This is a genomic window from Synechocystis sp. CACIAM 05, assembly GCF_010222815.1.
Lineage (GTDB): Bacteria > Cyanobacteriota > Cyanobacteriia > Cyanobacteriales > Microcystaceae > Synechocystis.
Genome location: NZ_CP019225.1, coordinates 620355 through 643288 on the forward strand (window position 1 = coordinate 620355; position 22934 = coordinate 643288).

Here is a 22934-nt window from a genome sequence, read left to right on the forward strand (position 1 = left end):
GTAATTGGAACGTTCTTCAAGTCCCAAAAGTCCTCGACGGTATTTGACGCAGAAAACCATATGGTAACGAATTTGATACACGCAATGACTAGCTCGTTTTAGTTCCATTACGGAATTCTAATACTTTGGGGTTGCTTATCCCAATCGCAGCAAGCTGCGGGGTATGCGCAACCCATTTTCAGATCAATATGTTCAGCGAAGAACATGTTTGGAGAGTTTTATTCTGCTCCCTAAATCTGCCAATACTGTAGGGTCTGAAAGGCTTTCAAAACAAGTCTTGGGATGCCTTTAACAGCAGTTTTGCACAAAAAATTACTGTCCTGGTTTTATTGCAAGTGGCCATACCCCTATTCCAAAATCAGAGTATCTTTGGTTTTTTGCCGACGCTGCCTGTCTTTATCTTGATATTCTTGGATGCAATTATCCTGTTCCACCATTACACAACTGAGGTAATCGGTGATCTCGACCAATCCAGCCCTTAATGCTTTGCCCACGGGAGCCCTGGAAGTGCTTTGATTATCCTGACCCGTATTAACAATGCCCAAAATATTGACGTTATTAGCGGAACTAGCAGCAGTATCGGTGGCACGTCCTTCCACTGTTCTGGCATAAACTACTTCCCCTGTGCTGCTGTCAACCACCCGCAGGTCTATGGCAACATAGGCTTCTTGCTTGGCCTGACGCTCGCTGTTCCCAATACTAAAAAGACCCAGGTTAAGTCCAAAGTTGTTACCCCCAGATTCCGAGCTTACCCCTTCCTCATAGGCGGTAACTCTCCCCAAAACAATATACTGAGCCCCAGTCAACTGTCCTCTTTGAGCAGAGGTTTCTGGTCTTGTTAATCCTAATTCTGCTAATTCCTGTTCCGACAAAACACTACCTAGATTTTGTCTTTCCACTACTTGAAAGTTACCAGTGGAGGTAAGTTCGTTACTGAGTGCATCGGCCAATTCCCTGGAGGTATTACCACTCCACCACCACCAACTCATGTTAGTATCATTTTTAAACTCTGGTACAGAAATGGTCGGTTTATCTTGCGCCTGGGCCGCGAAGGTCCCCGAGAACATGCCCGCCAACACCAAGAAAAATGGGAAAAGCTTTGATATCAAGGGAGCAGCCATTCTGTCTAGGTTGTGAGTTGCCATGGCGTTTATAGCTGATTTTTTAACCAAGGCTACAGTAGTGACGAGACAACAGTCAATAAAATATTTGACTTTTGGTTAACCAGATTTTTTGAGGGCAACTACGAAACTGTTTTAATCGGGCATTTAGCCCAATAATTGTCTACGTTTTTGTTCAAATTCGTATTCTGTGATTAGTCCTTCTAGTCGCAACTGTTCCAACTCCCGCATAGCTTCGGCCATGGTAATAACCTGTTGGGACGGTTGCAGGCTGTCTCCATTTTGGTGCCAGGTTCCCCCAAGATCGTTGAACTGTCGGTTAAAATCTTCTTCTCCCTGGACGAAATACCACACTGCATCAATGGCGCAGGCAATTCTAGGTATGGGGGTGTTCCACAGTAACCAATAGATTCCTGCCCACACGGGTTGCCCCAGGTAAAGCTTGTGGAGACCAGCAATGGGCCAAGGTAGTACCACCGATGTCACCGCCAAGGCGATCGCCCAGTAGCGACGTTTTGGCAAAGATAACAAGGGACTTAAAAAAGACATCATTTCAACTCTGAACAGGATCTGAATCAGTTGTAATTTTAGCCTTAGTCAGGGGGAATGTCGGCAGGAAAAACTGGCCTATGGGCTTGTTTCAAGACCGGTCTGCCAACCACAATCCTGGTGATCGCCGGCAAATTCGGGAAACCGTATTTTGCTAGGCAAAAATAAGTTTTACAATGGGGAGAATTCCATGGCACGGGGTCTTCTGTCAATACAGAGGGTCTTTGTGCCCCTTTAGTTCCCCCAGAGGTTGGGCACGACTCGACTGAGGCACCCAAGCTAAGGTCTCCCAAAAATCCCATTTTCAACAAATCTTTTGCTTCTATTATTTTAGATTTTCACAAACTTTTGCTAAATTACTAAATTTTTATAGTTGATCGAGGTAAATTATTGGTTTTTAATTGGTTACTGAACTGGGTTAAATTTTTCCCTTGTGTTCAATAACTTTAATTAAATAATTAAATTTTACTTGACCATATCATTCGCCCTAGAGGTCATAGTTATGAGTTTTTTTGATTCAGATATTATCCAACAAGAAGCCAAACAATTGTTTGAAGACTATCAATCCCTAACCAAATTGGGTGGTGACTATGGAAAATTTGATCGGGATGGCAAAGTGATTTTCATCGAGCAAATGGAGGCTTTGATGGAACGCTACAAAATCTTTATGAAGCGCTTTGAGCTTTCCGATGACTTCATGGCCAAGATGACTGTTGAGCAGATGAAAACCCAACTGGGCCAGTTTGGCATCTCCCCTCAGCAAATGTTCGACCAAATGAATTTGACATTGGAAAGAATGAAAGCCGAAATTAAGTAGACTTCACGGTGTCGAAATTGTCTAGCCAGACGTTCCTCACCAATGTCAGAATGATAGGAGTAGGTTCCCCGTAGCAATTGCGAGAACTATGCCCACCCTGGATCTTTTGGGTTTTCCTCACCACTATCAACAATCTGGCTCTGATCGACAGGGAGCTGCCCCCAGCTTAATTTTTGTCCATGGTTGGCTCCTTAGTCACCATTACTGGTTGCCCTTGATGGAACTTTTATCCGAGCAATATTCCTGCGTTAGCTACGATCTGAGAGGGTTTGGTGCTTCCCAGAGTTTAGACCATCCCCGTTCAGAATATGACCTGGAAGCCTATGGTCAAGATTTGATTGATCTATTGGAAAAACTAAACATTGAACAAGCTTGGCTAGTGGGCCATTCCTTAGGGGGGAGTGTGGCCATTTGGGCGGCCCACCTTTGTCCGGAGCGGGTTAAGGGGGTAGTTTGCGTGAATGCTGGGGGGGGAATTTACCTAAAGGAAGAATTTGAAAAGTTTCGCTCTGCTGGGGAAAAGTTATTGGATTTTCGTCCCCCTTGGCTAGGAAGATTGCCGTTGTTGGATTTGGCTTTCAGTCGGATGATGGTGGAGAAACCCTTAGCTAGAAAGTGGGGCAGACAACGGTTATTGGATTTCTTGCGAGCTGATCAGCAGGCTGCCCGGGGGTCGTTACTGGAAAGTACGACGGAAGCGGCGGTGCATTTACTCCCCAAGTTGGTGGCAGAATTACCCCAGCCAATGTATTTCTTGGCGGGCCAAAATGACCGGGTGATGGAATTGCAATATGTCAAATATTTGGCCAGTTTCCATAGTTTGTTTGCCCCGTTGGGAACTAATGTGGTGGAAATAGAGAACTGCGGCCACTTTGCCATGTTGGAACAGTTGCCAGTGGTGGCGGATAAACTCCAACAAATCCTGGCTACGGATCACTGAATGGGGACAATTGTTGGCCGTTGACAATGCTTTTATCGGAAAATTCGGTCACCATAGAAATCAATGCTCTCCCCTTGATTTGGCTCTGCTATGGTCTCCCTGGAATCTTGCCCCCCAGCCCTATCTCCCCACACTCCTCCCCTGTTTTGGCAATGGCGTAACCAGGCGATTGCCTATCAACAAAGGGGCGATCGAGGGCCAGCTGTGGTACTAATCCATGGCTTTGGGGCATCCTGGGGCCATTGGCGCAAAAATATCCCTGTCCTGGGGGAATATTGCCGTTGCTACGCCATTGATCTGTTAGGCTTTGGTGCTTCCGCCAAACCTCTCCCTAGTCAAACATTGGGTTACACCTTCACCACCTGGGGCGACCTGGTGGCGGACTTTTGCCGGGAAGTAATTGGTGGATCGGCTGTACTTATTGGCAATTCCATCGGCTGTGTGGTAGCCATGCAAACTGCCACCGACCACCCAGAATTGGTCACCGGTCTGATTGCTCTTAACTGTTCCCTGCGGTTACTCCATGATCGCAAGCGGTCAGCGTTGCCTTGGTACCGTCGGGTAGGGGCAGGGGTCTTGCAAAAGGTGCTGGGCTATCCCCAGATTGGCAAACTTTTCTTCCGACAGGTGGCCCGGGTCAAAACCGTTCGTCAGGCCCTCTGCCAAGCCTATGGGGACAAAAATGCGGTGACCGATGAGTTGGTGGCCATGCTCCTGCGGCCAGCCCAGGATGAAGGGGCGGCGGAAGTATTTTTGGCTTTCACCAGCTATTCCCAAGGCCCCCTACCGGAGGATTTACTACCCCGCATCCATTGCCCAACGGTGCTGATTTGGGGGGAGGCTGATCCCTGGGAACCGATCGCCTTGGGGAGAGCTTTGGCAAACCATAACTGTGTGGAGCAATTCATTAGCTTACCGGGGTTGGGGCACTGTCCCCAGGACGAAGCTCCGGAGGTAATTAATCAAATTTTGCGACAATGGATTACAGAGTGGAGTTAGACCTACCATAGCCACCATTGGTTAGGGATAGAAAATGGCTTTCCTCCCTAGGGAGCCGAGGATGTCAATGGTAAGATCTTTGGGCATACTGGATGTCAGCACTCCCAATCAAGCATTCAAGGAAATTCAACCAGAGGAGGTTTAGGACAATGGGTGAACAAACTCCCTATCAGACGCTGGGTATATCAGAGGAAGCAACTTTTGAAGATATCCAAGCAGTCAAAACTCGGCTGTTTCGGGAACATGAGGGGAACACCCAGCTTTTAGAAGAGATGGAGGCCGCCTACGACGCCATTATTATGGAACGGCTCCGTCTGCGTCAGGAAGGAAAAATCAAAGTGCCGGAAAAAATTCGTTTCCCCGAACGCCAGGTGGAAAGTACCGGCAATGGCTTCCCTTCCCTTCCAGCCCCCACAGCCCCCAGTTGGCTAGCCAATTCCCTAGATACTCCTTCCCAAAACGATATTCTTTGGCCCGCTGGCTTTTTTGCTGGCTTGATCTTGATCAGTTGGCTCACCCAAGGAGCGGGGGGATCAGTCCAATCCTTACTATTGGTGGTGGGGGTGTTTGGTAATATCTTCTTTCTCAATCGTAAACAGCGCAAATTTGGTAAAGCCCTACTGCTTAGTTTGGGAGCCCTCTTGGTGGGGATAATTTTGGGCACTGTCTTGGGTCAGTTGCTCTTGGGAGCGAATGTGGCGATCGGCCCTAACTTGGAACAAATTTCTGCTACTATTGCCTTTATTATCCTTTGGTTGATCAGCAGTTTTGTGCGGTAACAAATAGTCCCGACGGCCCACACATCTATGGGTCCATTTCCTCGGAGCCAAGTTATTGCGGTTGGGAAGGGGGAATACCCTTAATAGCAATTAGGGCCTCCATAACGTTTTTAACCACCGGGGCGGCCACGGTCCCCCCATAGGCATTAGCCCCCTTGGGTTCATCGATAATGGCCACCACCACATAGCGGGGATTGTCCACCGGCAAGATAGACACGAAGCTAGTGATTTTGGCGTTGGCTAAATAGCCCCCTCTGGGGCCAGCTTTTTGGGCTGTACCAGTTTTCCCACCCACCCGATAACCGGGAATCAGGGCCGCCTTACCGGTACCCCCATCGCCGCTAACCACGGATTCCATCATTTGCACCACGGAATGAGCTACTTCCGGCTTCACCACTTGTTTAACGGGGTGATCGGGTTGCCAGTGGAGATGGTTGCGGGCATCCACCAGACCTTTAACCACGTGGGGAGTAACTAATTTGCCACCGTTGGCTAACATGGCGTTGAGTTGCAGTAATTTGATCGGAGTGAGGGAAAGACCCTGACCAAAGGAAGTGGTGGCCTGTTCAATCGGGTCATCCATAAAACTTTGCCTGGGCTTGAGATAACTGGCTGCTTCTCCGGGCAAGTCAATGCCTGTACGACTGTCTAACCCCACCCCCTGCAATAATTCATAGTATCGTTCCGGCTTGAGACGACGGGCGATCGCCACCATGGCCACGTTACTGGAATAGCGGATGGCCTGGGTGATGTTGATCATACCTGCGCCACTTTTGCTGGCATTGGAAATGGTCCAAGGCCCTACCCGCACCGAACCACTATCATTAATCCTGTCCTCTGGTTTCAACACCCCTTCATTCATCGCTAGGGCGACAATCACTGGCTTAAAGGTTGATCCCGGCTCGTACAGATCGCTCACGGACCAGTTTTTGAAATACTCCACCTTGGCTTTGTAGTATTCGTTGGGATTGAAGGTGGGCTCATTAACCATGGCGAGGATGGCTCCGTCCTGGGCATCCATGACCAAAACTGTGCCCCGCTTAGCTTTTTGTTGGGCAACCTGGGCCTTGAGCAATTCCCGGGCGGCCCGCTGCAAACGCATATCAATGGTTAACTGTACCTGCCAATCGTTGGACTGCAATAGGTTATCTGGCAAAGAATCCGGCAGCACAACTCCTTTCCCAGTGCGACGAATGGCATAGGTTTCCACTTCCCGCTCCAAAATTTCTCTCTGACTGAGTTCTAGGCCTGCCTGGCCCTGGTGCTCCCCGTCTACGTAGCCAACAACATCGGCGGCCATTTCATCCTGGGGATAATAGCGACTATATTGTTTTTCCAAATCCACCCCCCCCATCCGTAAAGAGCCAATGCGGACAGCCTGGGACTCGTTGAGGCCGGTGGCCAGTTTAATGCCCGATTCCTTTTCTTTGAATTTTTCTTTTAGTTGGGCTGGGGTAATATCCCCCAAAATTGTCGATAGTTCCCTGGCAATGTAGTCGGTGGGATCGGTAATTTCCTTAGTGGCTTCAAAGTAACGGGGATGGACAAACAGAGTATAGGTTAGGCGATCAGTGGCTAAAACATTGCCCTGGCTGTCCACAATGGAACGGCGGGGCACGTAGGGTTGCATGCTGGTGCTCTGTTGAGCCTTGGCCATGCGTTGCAGTTGGTTAGCTTCCACCACCTGGAGCCGGTAAAGACGATAAGCAAGCCCTCCCATGGCTAGCAATAAAAATCCCCAGACCAAAAGCAAGCGCACTACCGGCACCCCCTGTTGTTGGGTTTTTTGTCTGTGCCTTTCCTGACGGGAAATATGCTTGGTAAAGGGAGATGAATTGGCAGTTGAAGAATTTAGTTTTGGGTGGGAGGAGTCCATGGCTCGAATTGTTTAGTAGGCAACGGGCCTAGTGGTGATGTTGAAATTGCTGGCGGAGGCAACGGTGGATTTATCAACGGAAGCAGGGGGAACACTAGCCTGGGCTGGCAGAAAAATATTCTGGCCAGGACTGGCCTTAACCAAACCAGAACTTGGTTGATTTGCTTCTTGGGCCAGTTGATGTTTGATGGCTTCAGTGTTGGTGATCAGTTGGCGTTCCGTTTGCTGGAGCGCTTTAAGTTGTTGATATTCCTTGCTCCAGATGGTGGGGGTGTACACCGTCCAACCATAAACCCCTAAAACCGTCGCCACTATTCCCAAGGTAAGGCAAGAAGTGGCCTGTTGAAACCGCAACAAGACCTGTAGAGAAGTGGGCAAAGATTCCTGGGGAGAGGTAATTAGGGGCGTAGGTTGGGAGGCAACTACGGTGGTACGGCGGGAGGCAAAGGCCGGTTTGGGTAAGGCAGACATATAAAAGTTAGTTAGGACTACAAAAGTGCGGTGGGTGAATTGTCTTCACTTTAACGGCAATGGGACAGAATTGGGTCTTTGAGGGGAAACTTTTAGGAGAATGTCGATAAAAACGACTTTTTAGTTTCCATACTCTGTTAGTTAATGGCTCTGAATGGGGTTCGAGATGGACAGTTTTGCTAGTGCAAATTTCGTAGCACAACTACGTGTTTTGATGTCAATAAATTGGGGATCACTTATTATGACCAGGTTTCGCTGCATTGATACCATTCTTGGATTCATCCATCTGGGCTAAAGAATTTTCCTAAAGACCAGTTAACTTTTCCCCCCGCAGGGACAGATCAAGCAATTGGATGGGATGAATAACCCCTAGATTCTGGCCTTGTTTTCCCAGATGTTTTTGGATTTGCAAAGAGCAGCCAGGGTTGGCGGAAATGATTAATTGGGCACCGGTTTGACAGAGATTGTTAACTTTTTGCTGCCCCAGTTCCTCTGCTACGGCTGGTTGGAGCATGTTATAGACCCCGGCACTGCCACAACAGAGGGCCGCATCCAAGGGCTCCCGCAACTGTAAATGGGGAATTTGGGCAATCAACTGTCGGGGTTGGAGACTAATTTTTTGACCATGGATCAGATGGCAAGCATCTTGATAAACCACAGGGGTTAATTCCTCGGTGACGGGGTGGAGGGTTTGATTTAACCCTATCTCCATCAGAAACTCATTAATGTCTCGTACTTTACTAACAAAGGCTTGGGCTTTGGGTAAATATTCAGCATCGTCGGCCAAGATATGATGATATTCCTTCAGTGTGTGACCGCAACCGGCGGCATTAATAATGATGTAGTCCACCTCTGTATTAGCAAAACTGTCGATCATTTGTCTGGCGATCGCCTGGGCCTGGTAAGTTTGACCTTGGTGGGCGGGGAGGGCGGCGCAACAACCCTGGGATTGGGGGATCACCACTTCGCAACCATTGGCAGTTAAAACCCTCACTGTGGCTTCATTGACAGGGGAGAAAAATAATCTTTGTACACACCCAAGAATTATCCCCACTCGGTAACGCTTTTCCCCCTGGGCAGAAATTTCTGTTGGATAATTATCCCGAAAAGAAGCGGCGGTCACCCTGGGCAAAATACTTTCCATGGCCGCTAAACGGGGAAAAAATCTGCTCAATAAGCCCGTTGCTTGCACTAATTTTTGCAAACCACAATTTTGGTAGACCCAGAGCAGGGGCAACAATAACCGCAACCGCCAGGGATAGGGAAATAAGTTAAAAATGATCCCCCGCAAGAGGCGATCGCCAAAGGTGCGATCATAGTTACGCTCCACCTGGGGCCTGGTGGCGGAGATCAACTGGTCATACTGCACTCCCGAAGGACAGGCACTGACACAGGCTAAGCAACCTAAACAGCTGTCAAAATGCTGGATGGTGGTGGCATCTAAACTGGCTTGCCCTTGGTTAATGCCATTCATTAAATAGATGCGGCCCCGGGGGGAATCGGTTTCCTTGCCAATGACCCGATAGCTGGGACAGGTATTTAAACAAAAACCGCAATGGACACAGCTATCCAACACGGCCTGGGGAGGAGGATTTTGGGAATCAAAGCCGATTTCAGGCTGGTTGACGGCCTGGGCCAAGGCGGTGAAGGAGGGAGGAGCCGACATAGGGACAATGGAAAGAAACACTGTCCCCTATAATCACACTTTTTTCTAGTCTGAAACCGTCAACTTACCCTTAACTTAATCAATGGCCTCAGTAGCGTAAAACCAAGGCAATACGTTGATGTTGAGAGAGGGTGCCATCTTCGACTAAAGCCACTTCCCCACCATTGGCTAACACCATTTCGATGATTTCGTCCACTGCGTCGTCGATGACTTCCGTGCCACCGGGTTCCGCCACCAATTCAATGCCTCCGTTAGTGGAGATAATGGCAGGCTCATGGTAGCTTTTCTCCACCACCAGCAATTTACCTCGACCTTCCTGGGCTAAACGCCAGGCTTCCCCCACGGTGGAAACAAATTTTTGCGCACTAACTGCTTCATCCAAGGAGGTTAAGGCTTGATTTTGTTTAGCTTCCCTGACCGTTTGCATAATCTCCCACACCTGGGGGGTAAGTTCGCTGATGCTGGCCCGGTCAAAATTCCCCAGTAACGTACCGGCGATCGCCGCTGAATGTTGGGACACTTCTTGGAAAAAGGACACTAAACGATCCACACCACCCACTACTAACGGTAGATTTTCTCCTTCGTTATAGGTACCAAAAGCCCGATCCACTTCCTGGATAAAACGACGCTGGCGATCGTCTCGATAACTGGAATCAGTGTCCGCTGGTAACGCTTCTGTTCCCCCAGGTCCCGTCATGGCCAAGGTGAAGTAATCATCTTCCACTTCCTCCAAAATATCCCCAGTACCGGCCAGTAAACGACTTGATCCTCGGCTCAATAACAGTACCCAATATTGCAATTGCCGATGCAAACCATAGACCAAATCCCTGGTGGCGAAGGTTTTATCGATCACAACTCGAGCTTGAACAGGAAATGGTAAATAGTACAATTTGGCAAAATCGTGGCTCACATACAAAGCCAAACCACAAAGACCATAACTGTAATCAATAGTCTCCACCAAGTTGTCTAAATTCTTTAGCAGAGGCTCCAATTCCCGCTGGGAATACTCTTCCCCCAATCGAGTTTTAGCTTCACTAACCAAATTCTTAACCACAATGGGGTCTTGTTTGTTGTCCGGGGAAGTGCGGTGGGTGGGTAACAGAATGGAGAGGGCGGGAACAGGAGTTAAGGACTGTAACTGCTTGAGGTCATGACGATTGATCATTTTGTCTTTGCATAGGTCTATCCCCTAAGCTTAATGCTGGGGACAGCAATGCTAACATTAAGAAAAATATCGCAGTTCTTACAATTCTTAAGTTTTTAGTGGTTAGAGATTTTATTCAAAAAGCCAAGAGTCCATAAATCCCCGTTTTAATAGAAACAGGGACAACCACTATGGTTGCCCCCTAGGTCTAAATATTCAGATCTCCCAAAATTTCAACAATAGTCAGGGAAGATTATTGCTGGATTATTTCCATAACTTGTTGTTGGAGAGCAGGGTCTTGCTGCACTGCTTGGGCAATAACATTGAAAGTCTGAAGGTCTAGCCCTTGCTGCTCAATTGCGCTTTCCATATTGCCTTGGGCTTGTTCTTGGATTTGATCAATTTGCACTATCGCGGCTTCAAAAGTCTGAGTTTCTTCAGATGAAAGATCCGCTGGAGCTTGAGCTAGATTTTGTTGGCTTTGAGCAATCTCATTAAAGCGTTTAACACTCAGTCCTTGCTCTTCAACCGCTTGCACCATTTGCTCTTGAGCTTGTTGTTGAATTGTCTGAATTTTCTTTGTAGCAGTGGCAAAGCGTTGCAAATCTGCATCGTCCACTTTTACCTGGGTTGTTCCTTGTGCAGGTGCTCCTTGGGGAGCTTGTTGAGCATTTGCTGTGGACATACCGCCAACGATTAGTAGAGTGGCAATTGCACTTCCAGCTAGAATTTGCTTAAACATAAAAATCCTCTTGTTCGTCAATCTTCATATCCACGAAGATGTTGCTTTTGCTATTTATTTGCCAACGTAACAAAAGCCACAGCCATTGTAACAAATTATTTCATATTGACAAGTTTTGGCATCAGCCAACTTAAACAGTCAGTGAAGACCAACGAACCAAACCTATACTGCCCAAGGCGATCGGTGCCATTCCCACAACAGTAAACCAACTTGCCGCTCCCCACAGAACAGCATGGTAATGATAATTCACTCAACTTCCCACCAAGACAGTAGATAAGCCAGGAACTAAAATCCAGCAGCAGCGGCGATTAATAAACGCCCCCACAAAACTGGCAAGACCTGCGGCAAAGGAGACTAACAAAAGTGAAGTGGATCCAATTCCCGTGGGGAATACTCTTCTCTCGGTCTTGTCTTGGCTTCACTGACCAAATTTTTTACTAAAATCGGATCCTGCTCATTGTCCGGGGAGGTACGGTGGGTGGTCAGTAGAATTGACAGGGCCAGAACAGGGTTTAAAGACTGTAAATGCTTGAGGTCTTGGCGGGTGATCATTGCTTTTGATGGTAAGGCGGTTGCCTAAACTAACTTCCAGGAAAAGCGGTGGTAATATTAAGAAAAATGTCGCAGTTTTTACAATTCTTAAGTTTTGAGTAGTTAAAGATTTTATTCAAAAACCCAAGAGTCCATAAATTCCCATCCCACCGCTGTGCCCAACCCCAAACCCCTGCCCCCCCAATCCGAACTCGATAATATTCGCCGCTACAATGCCCAGGCGATCGCCAACTATTACCGTCGTCGTCCCTGGAAAGTTCTATGGCGGGCCTTGGAAGTAGTCTGGTCCTTTGGTTTTTTCCTCACCTGTTTGCTCTGGGATCAGTGGACTGGTCAAGTGGAATATTACAAACGGCAACGGGCGGAGGATTTACGGGAATTGTTGACTAAACTGGGCCCCACTTTTATTAAAGTTGGCCAGGCTCTCTCCACCCGACCGGACCTGGTGCGGCGAGATTTTTTAGAAGAATTAATCAAACTTCAGGATCAACTGCCCCCGTTTGATAACGACCTGGCTTTCCAGCTAATGGAAGAGCAACTGGGCATGAAGGTAGACGAAGCCTACCGAGAAATTTCTGCCCATCCCGTGGCCGCCGCTAGTTTGGGGCAAGTGTACCGAGCGATGCTATTTAGTGGTGAAGAAGTGGCAGTAAAAGTACAACGGCCCAATTTAAGACCAAGGCTGAGTCTAGATTTATATTTAATGCGGTTAGGCGCACAGAAATTCGGGCGCTTTTTACCTTTAAATTTAGGTCATGACTTAACCTTAATTGTGGATGAATTTGGTATTAAACTGTTTGAAGAAATTGATTATTTGAACGAAGGTCGCAACGCTGAAAAATTTGCGGAAAATTTCCATGGGGATGCGGAAGTCAAAGTCCCTTGCATTTATTGGCAATACAGTAATCAAAAAGTTCTCACCCTCGAATGGATTCAAGGTTTTAAATTAACTGATACAGATAAAATTCGGGCGGCGGGCCTCGACCCCAGTGATATTATTCGGATTGGGGTTACTTCGGGTTTAAGGCAACTTTTGGAACATGGTTTTTTCCACGCCGATCCCCATCCCGGAAATCTTTTTGCTACCCTAGATGGCCGCATGGCCTATATCGACTTCGGCATGATGGATCAACTGGAGCCAGGGACAAAAGAAACCATTGCCAGCTCCATTGTCCAGCTAATTAACAAGGATTACCTGGCCCTCACAGAAGACTTTATTGCCCTCGGTTTTCTTGCCCCCAACACGGACATTACTCCGATTATTCCTGCCCTGGAAAATGTTTTTGGTAGCGCCATTGGTCAAAGTGTCCAAGACTTTAACTTTAAAACCATCACCGACGATTTTTCTGAGTTGATGTACGATTACCCTTTCCGGGTTCCGGCCAAATTTGCCTTGATTATTCGTTCTTTGGTCACCCAGGAAGGATTAGCTTTAAGCTTAGATCCTAATTTTAAAATTGTTGAAGTGGCCTATCCCTACGTGGCCCGGCGTTTATTAACCGGAGAATCACCCCAACTACGTCGTCAACTCATTGATGTGCTGTTTAAAAATGGCAAATTCCAATGGCAACGGTTGGAAAATATGCTCAGCATTGCCCGTTCGGACACCAAATTCGATCTTCTGCCCACTGTCCAATTAGGTTTGCAATTCCTTTTTTCCGAGGAAGGTCTATATTTACGGCGGCAAATTTTACTAGCTTTAACGGAAGATGATCGCCTGCATACCGATGAAGTACAACGGATTTGGGGTTTAGTGAAAGATGACTTTAAGCCCCAGGAATTAGTCAACGTGGCCTGGAACGCAGTGCGGGAATTTTCCCTGGCCGGCGTGAGCACCATTCTGCCCCAACGGTAGATTTTTCTGCTTTTCGCCGAGTAAATACAGTCTTAGCAGTCATAGTCATAATGACTGGCGTTGGAAACGTCGGTGATTTTGGGCTATCATGGCAGTCTTACTTATATCTGTCTTTGGGGAGAGTTGATATGTTTCTTAAGATTTTTCAAAAGAAGAACAATATCAATGCCAATCTAGAAGCTCCGCCCCCCGAGGAACAGAATGCGAAATCTACTTTGCCTCGTGTGCCAAGGGTGCCCATTGAAGAGCAAAAGCTTCTCCGTCGTCAGCGCAAACAGTTTGTCATTGATGAATTTGGTAAGTCTGTCATTAATCTTCGTCTCCAGAAGGGCATACTAACTCCTCTACACATTGTTGATCTTCATAAGGTAGTAGTGCCCCGGGAGTATTATCAAAATCCCCAGCGTTTGATTGAGCAAAGGGTACAAGAATGTTTGGAAATCCATCGCCAAAATCTGGGACAAAAACTTTATCGAGAATCTTTTAACCTTCAGCCGGGACATCTATTAGTTGCGATTAAGGACATTCGCAAAAAATCGATTGTATCTTTCAAGGATTACGCTGATAACCTGGACAAATTTTTAGAAATTTTTAATCCGGCTATTCATCAACTGCTACTAATTCGTTACTTTATCCCCCCGGTTCCGGATGATATGCACCAGTTTGATCATATTGAACTGCCGCCTCAATTTGAGAAAATTTTGACTGATGTAATCAACTTTTGTGACCTTAATTATAGTCTGGATAATTTGACCTACGACAAATGGCAAGCTTTAGTCCATGCCCTAGATGAGACGGGGGTTAGTCTCAATTTAGTTAATAAACACCAGGAGTATCCTTTCCGGGAGATGTTTACCTTTGACTACGGAGAAATTGGCTACCGTAAAGTGTTGGCTAAATTATTATTGAAAGGGAAAGTGGAAAAACGGACAGTGGTAATCCCCCTATTTGTAATCATGTTAGCTTTCTTTTGTTCGGAACCCAATGCCAGAGTTAGTTTTCCCTACCATTTTCTTTTTACCGCTACGGGGGATGCTAAGAAACGTTCCATGGAAAAAGGTAAAATCTCCTTCTTTAAGCTCTTTAATCAATTATTGGATGAATCCTTAACCCAGGATCAACTAAGCAAGTGTTTAGCTGTAATTCACAATGAAGTTTTCCAAATTCACCAAATGGAAATTGATGATTTGCTCCTCGGTTACCGGCAAAAGCACAATGCCATGGGCGGAGTTTAAGTTGTTTTCCGATTAAACTTGAATGTCCAACTTGTCTTAAATTGTTCTGTTTAAGTAACCGAGTCGATTTCAATGCTCCCTTTGCCGTCCTTGCCATCCCCTTGGCGATCGCCGTTATTGGAGCTGTAGGGATTAGCGAATAACCTTTCCGGGTCGAGGGCATCGGGATGGGTAGAAAATTGAGGCAATACTTCCCGAATGAAAGCGGCGGAAGCCTTAGAACGGTAACGGTTAGGGTTAATGATGACGGAAAGAACCCGGCGAATTTCCACATTTTTAATCGGAGCGATATGGAGCACATTCATCTCCAATTCCTTTTCGATCGCCGTGGTGGAAACGAACGCCGCCCCCAACCCAGATTGCACCGCATTTTTAATCGCTTCAATGGAGTTAAGTTCCATTTCAATTTTGAGGCGCTTAGTGTCAATTTCTCCCTGGCTCAACACCTTATCAATTACTTTGCGGATGGTGGATTGGGAATCGAGGCTAATAAACTTAAGCTTGTATAGATCTTCTTTTTGGATCGTGTCTGCCTGGGCCAAAGGATGGAACACCGGCAAAATCAAGGCCAATTCATCTTCCGCATAGGGCAATACGGTTAAAGTTTCCTGCAACTCCGCTGGCACTTCTCCGCCAATAATGGCCAAATCCACCTGACCATTGGCCACTCCCCAAGCTGTCCTACGGGTGGAATGGACTTGTAATTGCACCGTCACGTCGGGATATTGCTGCCGGAACATGCCGATCATCCGAGGTAGGAGGTAAGTTCCCGTGGTTTGGGAAGCCCCTACAATCAGGGTGCCTCCTTGTAAATTCTGTAAATCTTCGATCGCCCGACAGGTTTCTTGGCAGAGGGTAATAATCTTTTCGCCGTAATTGAGGAGCAAATGCCCTGCCTCCGTCAACTGGGCCTTGCGTCCTCCCCGGTCGAATAGGGGCACACTCAACTGTTTTTCCAGGTTTTGCACCTGCAAACTAACCGCCGGTTGGGAAACGTACAATGTGTCTGCCGCCCGTTTAAAACTGCCTTCCGAGGCGATCGCCTTGAGGATGCGAAGTTGATCCAGCGTGAACGGGATATCCGACATAGATCCAGCCAAACGATGAACAAGACAGGGACAGCCCTATCGCACTGACAGTACCACAATTAGAGCCTTTGCAACGGTATCGCCCAGGGTCTAATTCGTTAATGGGAACCTAGTTAATATCAGGACTGATCCCGCTTTAAAAAAAAGTTAATCTACTATGGTCGATGCAAAAAAGAGGGCAGTTGATTCACTCCCTCCCTTTGCAAAATCCACCGAATGGTGGTTATTAGCTTATTTTTGCTACTCCGCCGACCCCAACTGGGCGCTAAAGCCTTCAACATTAAACACCCTGGTCAAAGTCAAACTAGCTCAGGGAAGCATTACTGCGGTCATAGGTTGTGCGGAAACTGGACTGGGGTTTGCCCTGCACAGTGGTCCAAAAATCCTTTTCTGCTTCCACGCCAATCTCAGCGGCAGCGCGGGACAACATGGATTGTTGACGGTTTTTGATGAATTGGTGGTGGCGCATCATGAGAGCGCGAGCCTGTTGTTGAGTAGACATAGTTAATACCTCTTGACGATTGCTGAAAAAAGTTTTGGTTAATTACCCTCTTTAATATTTATAGCACAAATTCTGTAACATTTTATACAGAAACAAAAATTTACATCCCCTCCTTCCCTGTGTTCAATTCCCCAGTTAGACCTATGCGCTATGGCTTCTATACCCTTGACGTGTTCACTGACCAACTTTTTGGCGGTAATCCCCTGGCGGTTTTTCCCGATGCTGAGGGTTTGACCGATGGACAAATGCAAAAAATTGCAGCGGAAATCAATTATTCCGAAACGGTGTTTGTTTTGCCCCCAATGACGGAAACGGGGAATTTTCGCCTAAGAATTTTTACCCCCAAAAGGGAATTGGATTTTGCAGGGCATCCCACCATTGGGACCACCTATCTGTTGGGTTTACTCCAGCCCCCCAGCCCTTTAGTTACCACCACTTGGCAGTTGGAAGAGCCGGTGGGCCTAGTGCCCGTTACCCTCCACTACGAGCAAGGACAACTGGTGCAAACAGAATTAACCGTGGCCCAGCTTCCCGAAACCAAGGATTCTGCCCCATCTTGTGAAGATTTGGCCTTGCTTTTGGGATTATCCATTGATCAGCTACAGCAAGGAGAATATGAACCCCAAGCCTATTCCTGTGGATTGCCCTTTTTATTTATTCCACTGATAAATGAGGAGGCGTTAAATCGGATTAGTTTTAATCCATCGGTTTGGCAAAATCTCTTGGCGGGTCAATGGGCCGATTGCGTTTACTGCCTGGCCCCAGGAGATCCTTCACTGGGTTTGTCCGATAACAAGTTGATCCATGGGCGGATGTTTGCCCCTGGCTTGGGCATTGCGGAAGATCCGGCCACTGGCTCCGGGGTAGCGGCATTGGGGGGTTATTTAGGCGATCGCCTAGACACTCCAGGCTCGCACCATTGGCAAATTGAACAGGGCAAAGCCTTGGGAAGGCCCAGCCAATTACAGTTAACTGTGGTAAAAGACGGTCAGGGGATTAGGGCAGTGAAAGTGGCCGGGCGATCGATTTTAGTCTCGGAGGGCTTAATGAACCTGGGGAATTAGAAACAAATTGCAGAATTATCACCCCTGGGGGCAGAAATTTTTCTTCTTCCCTGACCCCAAACTGCGGTGAAAATGGGATTTGACCATTGCTTGTGTACACAACGAAGAAAAACTCAGGGGATTGTGATAGGATGGTTGGTCGGACGCGGACGTGGCGGAATTGGTAGACGCGCTAGATTTAGGTTCTAGTGTCTTTGGCGTGGGAGTTCGAGTCTCCCCGTCCGCATTAAGTGAACAAAACTTTTATTGTTCTTGGCCAAGACGGCTTTCTTTAAGACCTCTAGTACGGACGAAGCGGTTTGTGCTGAAGCTAGTGATTCGTGACTTGATCCTTAGAATCTCGGGGAAATATAAATAGTCGTCCATCCTGAAACAGGCTTTAAAAACTAAGTGACGTTCAGTGCAATCTGAACAACATGAGGTTAATAATTCAGCCGTTATGCTACTTCAATTTACTAAAGCCCTGGATGGCGGTAATTTATACCCCCAGTTATTAAGAAGCTTTCATTGTTTATTTAACAAATTTAAGAAGGTAGTAATGTCTTTAGAAGACCTTATTTTTGTCCCAATTATTTTACCCTGCAACCTACAATGATAAAAGAGCAATACTTCTGTGAAAATTACGATAATTAAAGAGTGTTATTTTCAGCCTTAAATTTCGCCTCGATATAGCCAGCTTCTACCAAGAAAGCCCTCAGGGCATCGGGATAGGAGTCGTACTTAACCTCGTTTAAACAGTTACTTTGGTCATCATATTCCAAACAATTGGTTAGCCCCCAATCAGACTCCCGGTCGTAATATTTGAGCATGGTCTGCCAGCCCTCATCCAATTCACCAATTAGGGCTTTATTAGCGACATAGGCGGCGAGAAAACCGTTCTTTTCCGAATCCTGGGCTACAATTTCTGGCAGATCTTTTTCCATAGATTGAGCATTTTCTCGATGGATAAATTGGAAGCTAGGCTCAAAGGACACATCCACTACTTGACCATTTTGCAGAGCCCAAATCTGGGCTGGGGCCGCACTACCGGCATAGGAGGAAAAGAGATAAAGGAAACGATTATCTACCTCTACATACTCATCCCAACCATCATTATTTAGATCTTCCGCCGGATGGGGGCCACCATTAAAAAAGCCGAAGTCCCGTACAGACCAATCACTCCCATTTTGATTACTGGTAAAGACTTTGACCTCGTTGCAACAATGGGCACCGCCGGTATAGGTAGCAAAAAGCACTGCTGGATAAGGATTATCCCGATCCATATCAGTAATCTGCAGCAAAGCGATGGGCATGGGGGACTCTGACCCTTCTAGAGTGGCTACAATTTTGTTTTTAAATTTAACGGTGACGGTGGGAAACCAACTTTCATAGCCATCATGTTTTTCTTGGCGATAGCTGATGCTGGCACTCACATCACCTTTTTCTACTTTTCCGTTTAATTGTGGTTCGTCGCTATTAGGATCAAAGGTCTCAAAAATATATGTGTCTGGGTTTTGAGCCAGTTGCATTACTTGGCGATCGCCATTCACTTGTTGATTCTGCTCTACTGCTGGAGGGAAGGAGGGAGTAATGGCACAAGCAGATAGGGGCCAAACCGAGGCTAGGGCCAACCCCAGCAGACCAATGTGAAAACCCTGATATGGAGCCATGACTATCATCTCCCCCAAATTAGACCGTTGATTTTTCCAATCTCCATTGTGGCAGGAATTTTTCGAGGCCATAACTTTTTTGCCTAGGCAGTAACTAAACTTAAAGCTTCCCCGGTGAGGCTAAAGGCCCGGGCTTCGGTAATTTTTACCGGCACTGTTTTACCCAATAGTTCGCTAATCTCTCCTTGGAAAAAAGTTAAGCGGTTGCCCCTGGTGCGTCCCATCACCTGCCCTGGGCTCTTAAGGTTTTCCCCTTCCACCAGCACTTCTTCCACCCGACCGAGGTAACGTTGGGAGCGTTCCATGGCCTGGATGGAAACTAGATGATTTAATCTTTGCAAGCGATCGCCTTTGACTTCTTCGGAAAGTTGATTGTCCCAGAAGGCCGCGGGGGTGCCGGGACGGGGAGAATAGGCCGCGGTGTTGAGTAGGTCAAAACCAACCTCTTCAATTAAGTTGAGGGTATTTTCAAACTGGGCTTCCGTTTCCCCTGGGAAACCAACAATCACATCGGCACTGATGGCCGCATCGGGAATATAGCGACGGATTTTTTCAATGATCTGTAAATATTTTTCCCTGGTGTAGCCCCGTTTCATTGCTTTAAGAATGTCGTTATCCCCCGATTGGAAAGGAATATGGAAATGTTCACAGACCTTGGGCAATTCTTGGCAGGCTTGAATTAACCGTTCGGTGAAATAACGGGGATGGCTAGTGGCAAACCGCAGGCGATCGATCCCCTCAATATCATGGACGTGGTAGAGCAAATCCGTCAGGGTATGGAGATGGCGACCCGATGGAGTGGTGCCTGGTAAATCCCGCCCGTAGGCATCAATGTTTTGCCCCAGCAGTGTGACCTCCTTAAATCCCTGTTGGGCCAGGACTGCCATTTCCCCATAAATGGCTTCTGGAGTACGGGATTGTTCTACCCCGCGCACATTGGGCACCACACAATAACTACAACGTTCATTACAACCGTAGATAATATTCACCCAGGCACTAACGGTACTTTCCCGCCGGGGTTTGGTGATGTCTTCCATAATGTGCAAGCTTTCCGTCGCCACCACCTGACTACCAGTCCACACCTGTTCTAGTAACTGATCTAGCCGATTCGCATGTTGGGGCCCCATTACCAGGTCCAACTCTGGCACCCGGCGCAATAATTGCTCCCCTTCCTGTTGGGCCACACAGCCCGCCACCACCAGGGTTAATTCCGGTTCTACTTGTTTCCTTTTGGCTTGACGACCAAGGTATGAGTAGACTTTTTGCTCAGCGTTGTCCCGGATAGAACAGGTATTGTAGAGGACTAAATTCGCCTGGTTGGGGTCATCGGTGTAGGTCATGCCCAAATTTTCCAGAATGCCGGCCATCCTTTCCGAGTCCGCCTTATTCATCTGACAGCCAAAGGTAATAATGTGGTAGCGACGGTGGGAAACATTCATGGGAAATAGGGCGAAGCAATGAACAGCACAATGTCTGATTATAGTTCCCCGTCTTAACCCCCGGCTGTCCCCCAACCTGATAAATTGGACAGATATCAGTGATAGACATTTACTCGGATTTAATATGAGAGCTCTGGTTATTGGCGGTGATGGTTACTGTGGTTGGGCCACGGCACTGTATCTCTCTAACAAAGGCTATGAAGTCGGTATTTTAGACAGTTTGGTGCGGCGCTATTGGGACGCCCAGTTGGGGGCTGAAACCTTGACTCCCATCGCCCCCATCCGGCAACGCATTGATCGTTGGTATGAGTTGACCGGCAAAAAGATCGACCTGTTCATTGGCGATATTAACGACTATCCCTTTTTGACCAACTCCCTCCGTCAGTTCCAGCCCGATGCGGTGGTGCATTTTGGGGAGCAACGGTCAGCGCCTTTTTCCATGATTGACCGGGAACATGCGGTGCTAACCCAGGCCAATAACGTATTGGGCAACTTGAATCTGCTCTATGCACTGAAGGAAGATTTCCCCGATTGTCATTTGGTGAAACTAGGCACCATGGGGGAATACGGTACGCCCAACATTGACATCGAAGAAGGGTACATCACCATTGAGCATAAAGGTCGTAAAGACACCCTACCCTACCCCAAACAACCCGGTAGTTTCTATCACCTCAGTAAGGTTCACGATAGCCATAACATCCACTTCGCTTGCAAAATCTGGGGTCTGCGGGCCACGGATTTAAACCAGGGTATTGTTTACGGGGTACTCACCGATGAGACTGGCATGGATGAAATGCTGATCAACCGTCTTGATTATGACGGTGTATTTGGTACGGCTCTGAATCGTTTTTGTATTCAGGCGGCCATTGGTCATCCCCTGACAGTGTACGGTAAAGGTGGACAAACCCGTGGTTTGCTGGATATTCGGGATACGGTGCGCTGTATTGAACTGGCGATCGCCAACCCGGCCGATAAAGGTCAATTCCGGGTGTTTAACCAATATACGGAACTGTTCAGCGTTGGTGACCTGGCCCAAATGGTGCAAAAAGCGGGCGCGGATCTCGGTCTAAAAGTGGAAATTGACCACTTGGAAAATCCCCGGGTTGAGTTGGAAGAACACTATTTCAACGCCGTCAATACCAATCTGCTGGATTTGGGACTCCAACCCCACTTCTTGTCCGATTCTTTGCTCGATTCCCTGTTAAACTTTGCCACCAAGTACAAAGACCGGGTAGATCAAAAACATATTTTGCCCAAAGTTACCTGGCGCGGCTAGGTTCTGATGAAGGTTACCCTCACCAGTTTGGTGGGGGTTTTCTTTTTCCAATTCTGGTGGGGAAGAGTTTTTCTTAACCCACATTGCTCTAGACAGAATTCTGGTTAATTTTTAGATTTTTTATTTTTTCATTGGCAAAAATTATGGCTGATCCCCTCACCCCTGCTATCAGTGACCGCATTTGTAAACACATGAACGAAGATCATGCCTCGGCGATCGCCCTTTATGCCCAGGTTTTTGGTCAACAAACCGATGTAACCACGGCCCAGATGCAGGCCATCGATCCCACGGGCATGGATTTAGTGGTGGAAAGTGAGGGTGGCTCAAAAACTATCCGCATTGAATTCGAGCAACCCCTGAAGGATTCTGAAGATGCCCACCAAGTATTGATTGCCATGGCTAAGCAGGCCCGGAGTGTTGGTAAAAATAGCTAATTTGCTCCATGGATTCTGCCGCTGCCTGGACAACCGTTAAACGTCAATACCGGCCTCCGCTAACAATGCCTTGAGGCGATTGTTTTCCGCTTCCGCCAATTCGGCTCGGAGTTTTTCCCGCTCCGCCCGTTGAGCCTCTTGATATGCTCGTTGGGATGCCTGTTCAGCCTGGGTTGCTAATGCCACGGTGGAGAGAAAAGGTCGCCCGTCAGGATAATAAACCCGCAAAGTCTCAGCGCTCAGCTCAAATTTTATGCCCAACAAAGGACTTGTCCAATGGGCCATCTCCTCGATGATGGTCAACTCTCCGCCAATTCGTTGCAACCCAGTTAGCTCATTGTCATCTGGATCATAAACATAGTACTCTTCTACGCCGTGATGGTCATAGAACTTCAACTTTTTGGTCATTTCCTTGAGGGTGTTGCCAGGGGATAAAATTTCAAACACCACTTGGGGCGCTTGGTTATTTTCCTGCCACTGGCGGTAGGAACCCCGTTTTCCCTTGGGTCTGCCCAAAGCCACCATGACGTCCGGTGCCACGCGAATTTCTGGATGCCCTTCCACGGGATACCACAACAGGTCTCCCCCGACAAATACGTCTGGGTTGTGGGCGAAGAGGCATTCCAAATTTTCTTTCAGGAGGACAATCCATTCAAATTGTTCTGTGTTGTCGGCCATGGGCTGTCCATCGCTGTCGGGGTAAATGATTTCTCGGTCGAGGGCTACGGTCATGGGG

22 protein-coding genes, 1 tRNA gene and 1 pseudogene are annotated in these 22934 nt (G+C 47.5%); 10 read left to right on the plus strand and 14 right to left on the minus strand.

Annotation, left to right across the window (positions count from 1 at the left end; translation table 11 throughout):
• The 3 genes and pseudogenes from BWK47_RS02940 to BWK47_RS02950 all read right to left on the minus strand — a co-directional run.
• Window positions 1–108 (minus strand): annotated as a pseudogene (locus tag BWK47_RS02940) (IS200/IS605 family transposase); the annotation flags it as partial.
• A gap of 239 nt (window positions 109–347) precedes the next feature.
• Window positions 348–1121: a CsgG/HfaB family protein gene (locus BWK47_RS02945; RefSeq protein WP_237269764.1), complete on the minus strand. Its 774-nt coding sequence runs from the start codon at window positions 1119–1121 to the stop codon at window positions 348–350.
• 147 nt (window positions 1122–1268) lie between these two features.
• A complete protein-coding gene (locus tag BWK47_RS02950) occupies window positions 1269–1643 on the minus strand; it encodes an SHOCT domain-containing protein (protein WP_336234963.1) in 375 nt (124 codons plus the stop codon).
• Window positions 1644–2172: 529 nt separating this feature from the next.
• Between BWK47_RS02950 and BWK47_RS02955 the strand changes: the two genes are divergently transcribed.
• The 4 genes from BWK47_RS02955 to BWK47_RS02970 all read left to right on the plus strand — a co-directional run bounded on the left by BWK47_RS02955 (window position 2173) and on the right by BWK47_RS02970 (window position 5205).
• Entirely contained in the window at window positions 2173–2487 is a 315-nt protein-coding gene (locus BWK47_RS02955) for a DUF1825 family protein (protein WP_010871768.1), read from the plus strand.
• Window positions 2488–2575: 88 nt separating this feature from the next.
• Complete coding sequence (locus tag BWK47_RS02960) at window positions 2576–3427, plus strand: alpha/beta fold hydrolase (RefSeq protein WP_162327504.1); 852 nt, start codon at window positions 2576–2578, stop codon at window positions 3425–3427.
• Between the two features lie 90 nt (window positions 3428–3517).
• Entirely contained in the window at window positions 3518–4426 is a 909-nt protein-coding gene (locus BWK47_RS02965; protein ID WP_162327505.1) for an alpha/beta fold hydrolase, read from the plus strand.
• Window positions 4427–4575: 149 nt separating this feature from the next.
• Window positions 4576–5205 (plus strand): CPP1-like family protein, encoded by a 630-nt coding sequence (locus BWK47_RS02970; RefSeq protein ID WP_237269765.1) that lies wholly within the window; start codon window positions 4576–4578, stop codon window positions 5203–5205.
• Window positions 5206–5257: 52 nt separating this feature from the next.
• Here BWK47_RS02970 and BWK47_RS02975 read toward each other — a convergent pair whose 3' ends face one another.
• From BWK47_RS02975 to BWK47_RS03000, 6 genes are all read right to left on the minus strand, one after another.
• Entirely contained in the window at window positions 5258–7081 is a 1824-nt protein-coding gene (locus tag BWK47_RS02975; RefSeq protein WP_162327507.1) for a peptidoglycan D,D-transpeptidase FtsI family protein, read from the minus strand.
• Between the two features lie 12 nt (window positions 7082–7093).
• Window positions 7094–7552: a hypothetical protein gene (locus tag BWK47_RS02980; RefSeq protein ID WP_162327508.1), complete on the minus strand. Its 459-nt coding sequence runs from the start codon at window positions 7550–7552 to the stop codon at window positions 7094–7096.
• Window positions 7553–7856: 304 nt separating this feature from the next.
• The gene (locus BWK47_RS02985; protein ID WP_162327509.1) at window positions 7857–9239 is read right to left on the minus strand and encodes a (Fe-S)-binding protein; all 1383 of its coding nucleotides are present in this window, start codon (window positions 9237–9239) and stop codon (window positions 7857–7859) included.
• Between the two features lie 67 nt (window positions 9240–9306).
• The gene (locus BWK47_RS02990) at window positions 9307–10383 is read right to left on the minus strand and encodes an AOC03_06830 family ribosome hibernation factor (protein WP_162327510.1); all 1077 of its coding nucleotides are present in this window, start codon (window positions 10381–10383) and stop codon (window positions 9307–9309) included.
• Between the two features lie 232 nt (window positions 10384–10615).
• Window positions 10616–11104, minus strand: a complete 489-nt coding sequence (locus tag BWK47_RS02995) for a DUF4168 domain-containing protein (RefSeq protein WP_162327511.1) — start codon at window positions 11102–11104, stop codon at window positions 10616–10618.
• Between the two features lie 354 nt (window positions 11105–11458).
• Window positions 11459–11656, minus strand: a complete 198-nt coding sequence (locus BWK47_RS03000; protein ID WP_237269766.1) for a hypothetical protein — start codon at window positions 11654–11656, stop codon at window positions 11459–11461.
• A 154-nt stretch (window positions 11657–11810) separates the two neighbouring features.
• Between BWK47_RS03000 and spkK the strand changes: the two genes are divergently transcribed.
• Window positions 11811–13511 (plus strand): ABC1 family serine/threonine-protein kinase SpkK, encoded by a 1701-nt coding sequence (gene spkK, locus BWK47_RS03005; protein ID WP_162327512.1) that lies wholly within the window; start codon window positions 11811–11813, stop codon window positions 13509–13511.
• Between the two features lie 128 nt (window positions 13512–13639).
• Window positions 13640–14746 carry a hypothetical protein gene (locus BWK47_RS03010; RefSeq protein WP_162327513.1) on the plus strand — a complete coding sequence of 369 codons (1107 nt, stop codon included), beginning with the start codon at window positions 13640–13642 and terminating at the stop codon, window positions 14744–14746.
• Window positions 14747–14796: 50 nt separating this feature from the next.
• On the opposite strand, the gene BWK47_RS03015 is transcribed toward BWK47_RS03010, so the two are convergent.
• Together BWK47_RS03015 and BWK47_RS03020 are read right to left on the minus strand one after the other, a co-directional pair.
• The gene (locus BWK47_RS03015; protein ID WP_162327514.1) at window positions 14797–15834 is read right to left on the minus strand and encodes a LysR family transcriptional regulator; all 1038 of its coding nucleotides are present in this window, start codon (window positions 15832–15834) and stop codon (window positions 14797–14799) included.
• Window positions 15835–16138: 304 nt separating this feature from the next.
• Window positions 16139–16336 (minus strand): hypothetical protein, encoded by a 198-nt coding sequence (locus BWK47_RS03020; protein ID WP_010871779.1) that lies wholly within the window; start codon window positions 16334–16336, stop codon window positions 16139–16141.
• A gap of 119 nt (window positions 16337–16455) precedes the next feature.
• On the opposite strand from BWK47_RS03020, the gene BWK47_RS03025 reads away from it, so the two are divergent.
• A complete protein-coding gene (locus BWK47_RS03025; protein ID WP_162327515.1) occupies window positions 16456–17400 on the plus strand; it encodes a PhzF family phenazine biosynthesis protein in 945 nt (314 codons plus the stop codon).
• Window positions 17401–17545: 145 nt separating this feature from the next.
• Window positions 17546–17626 (plus strand) — tRNA-Leu (locus BWK47_RS03030).
• Between the two features lie 403 nt (window positions 17627–18029).
• On the opposite strand, the gene BWK47_RS03035 is transcribed toward BWK47_RS03030, so the two are convergent.
• On the minus strand, window positions 18030–19121 hold the full coding sequence (locus tag BWK47_RS03035; RefSeq protein ID WP_162327516.1) for a hypothetical protein: 1092 nt from the start codon (window positions 19119–19121) through the stop codon (window positions 18030–18032).
• An 11-nt stretch (window positions 19122–19132) separates the two neighbouring features.
• Entirely contained in the window at window positions 19133–20488 is a 1356-nt protein-coding gene (miaB, locus tag BWK47_RS03040; RefSeq protein ID WP_162327517.1) for a tRNA (N6-isopentenyl adenosine(37)-C2)-methylthiotransferase MiaB, read from the minus strand.
• A 124-nt stretch (window positions 20489–20612) separates the two neighbouring features.
• On the opposite strand from miaB, the gene BWK47_RS03045 reads away from it, so the two are divergent.
• Window positions 20613–21764 (plus strand): NAD-dependent epimerase/dehydratase family protein, encoded by a 1152-nt coding sequence (locus tag BWK47_RS03045; protein WP_162327518.1) that lies wholly within the window; start codon window positions 20613–20615, stop codon window positions 21762–21764.
• A gap of 143 nt (window positions 21765–21907) precedes the next feature.
• On the plus strand, window positions 21908–22198 hold the full coding sequence (locus tag BWK47_RS03050; protein WP_162327519.1) for a DUF2470 domain-containing protein: 291 nt from the start codon (window positions 21908–21910) through the stop codon (window positions 22196–22198).
• 36 nt (window positions 22199–22234) lie between these two features.
• Here the strand turns inward: BWK47_RS03050 and BWK47_RS03055 are convergent, their stop codons facing one another.
• A complete protein-coding gene (locus tag BWK47_RS03055) occupies window positions 22235–22930 on the minus strand; it encodes a Uma2 family endonuclease (RefSeq protein WP_162327520.1) in 696 nt (231 codons plus the stop codon).
• Window positions 22931–22934 lie beyond the last annotated feature (4 nt).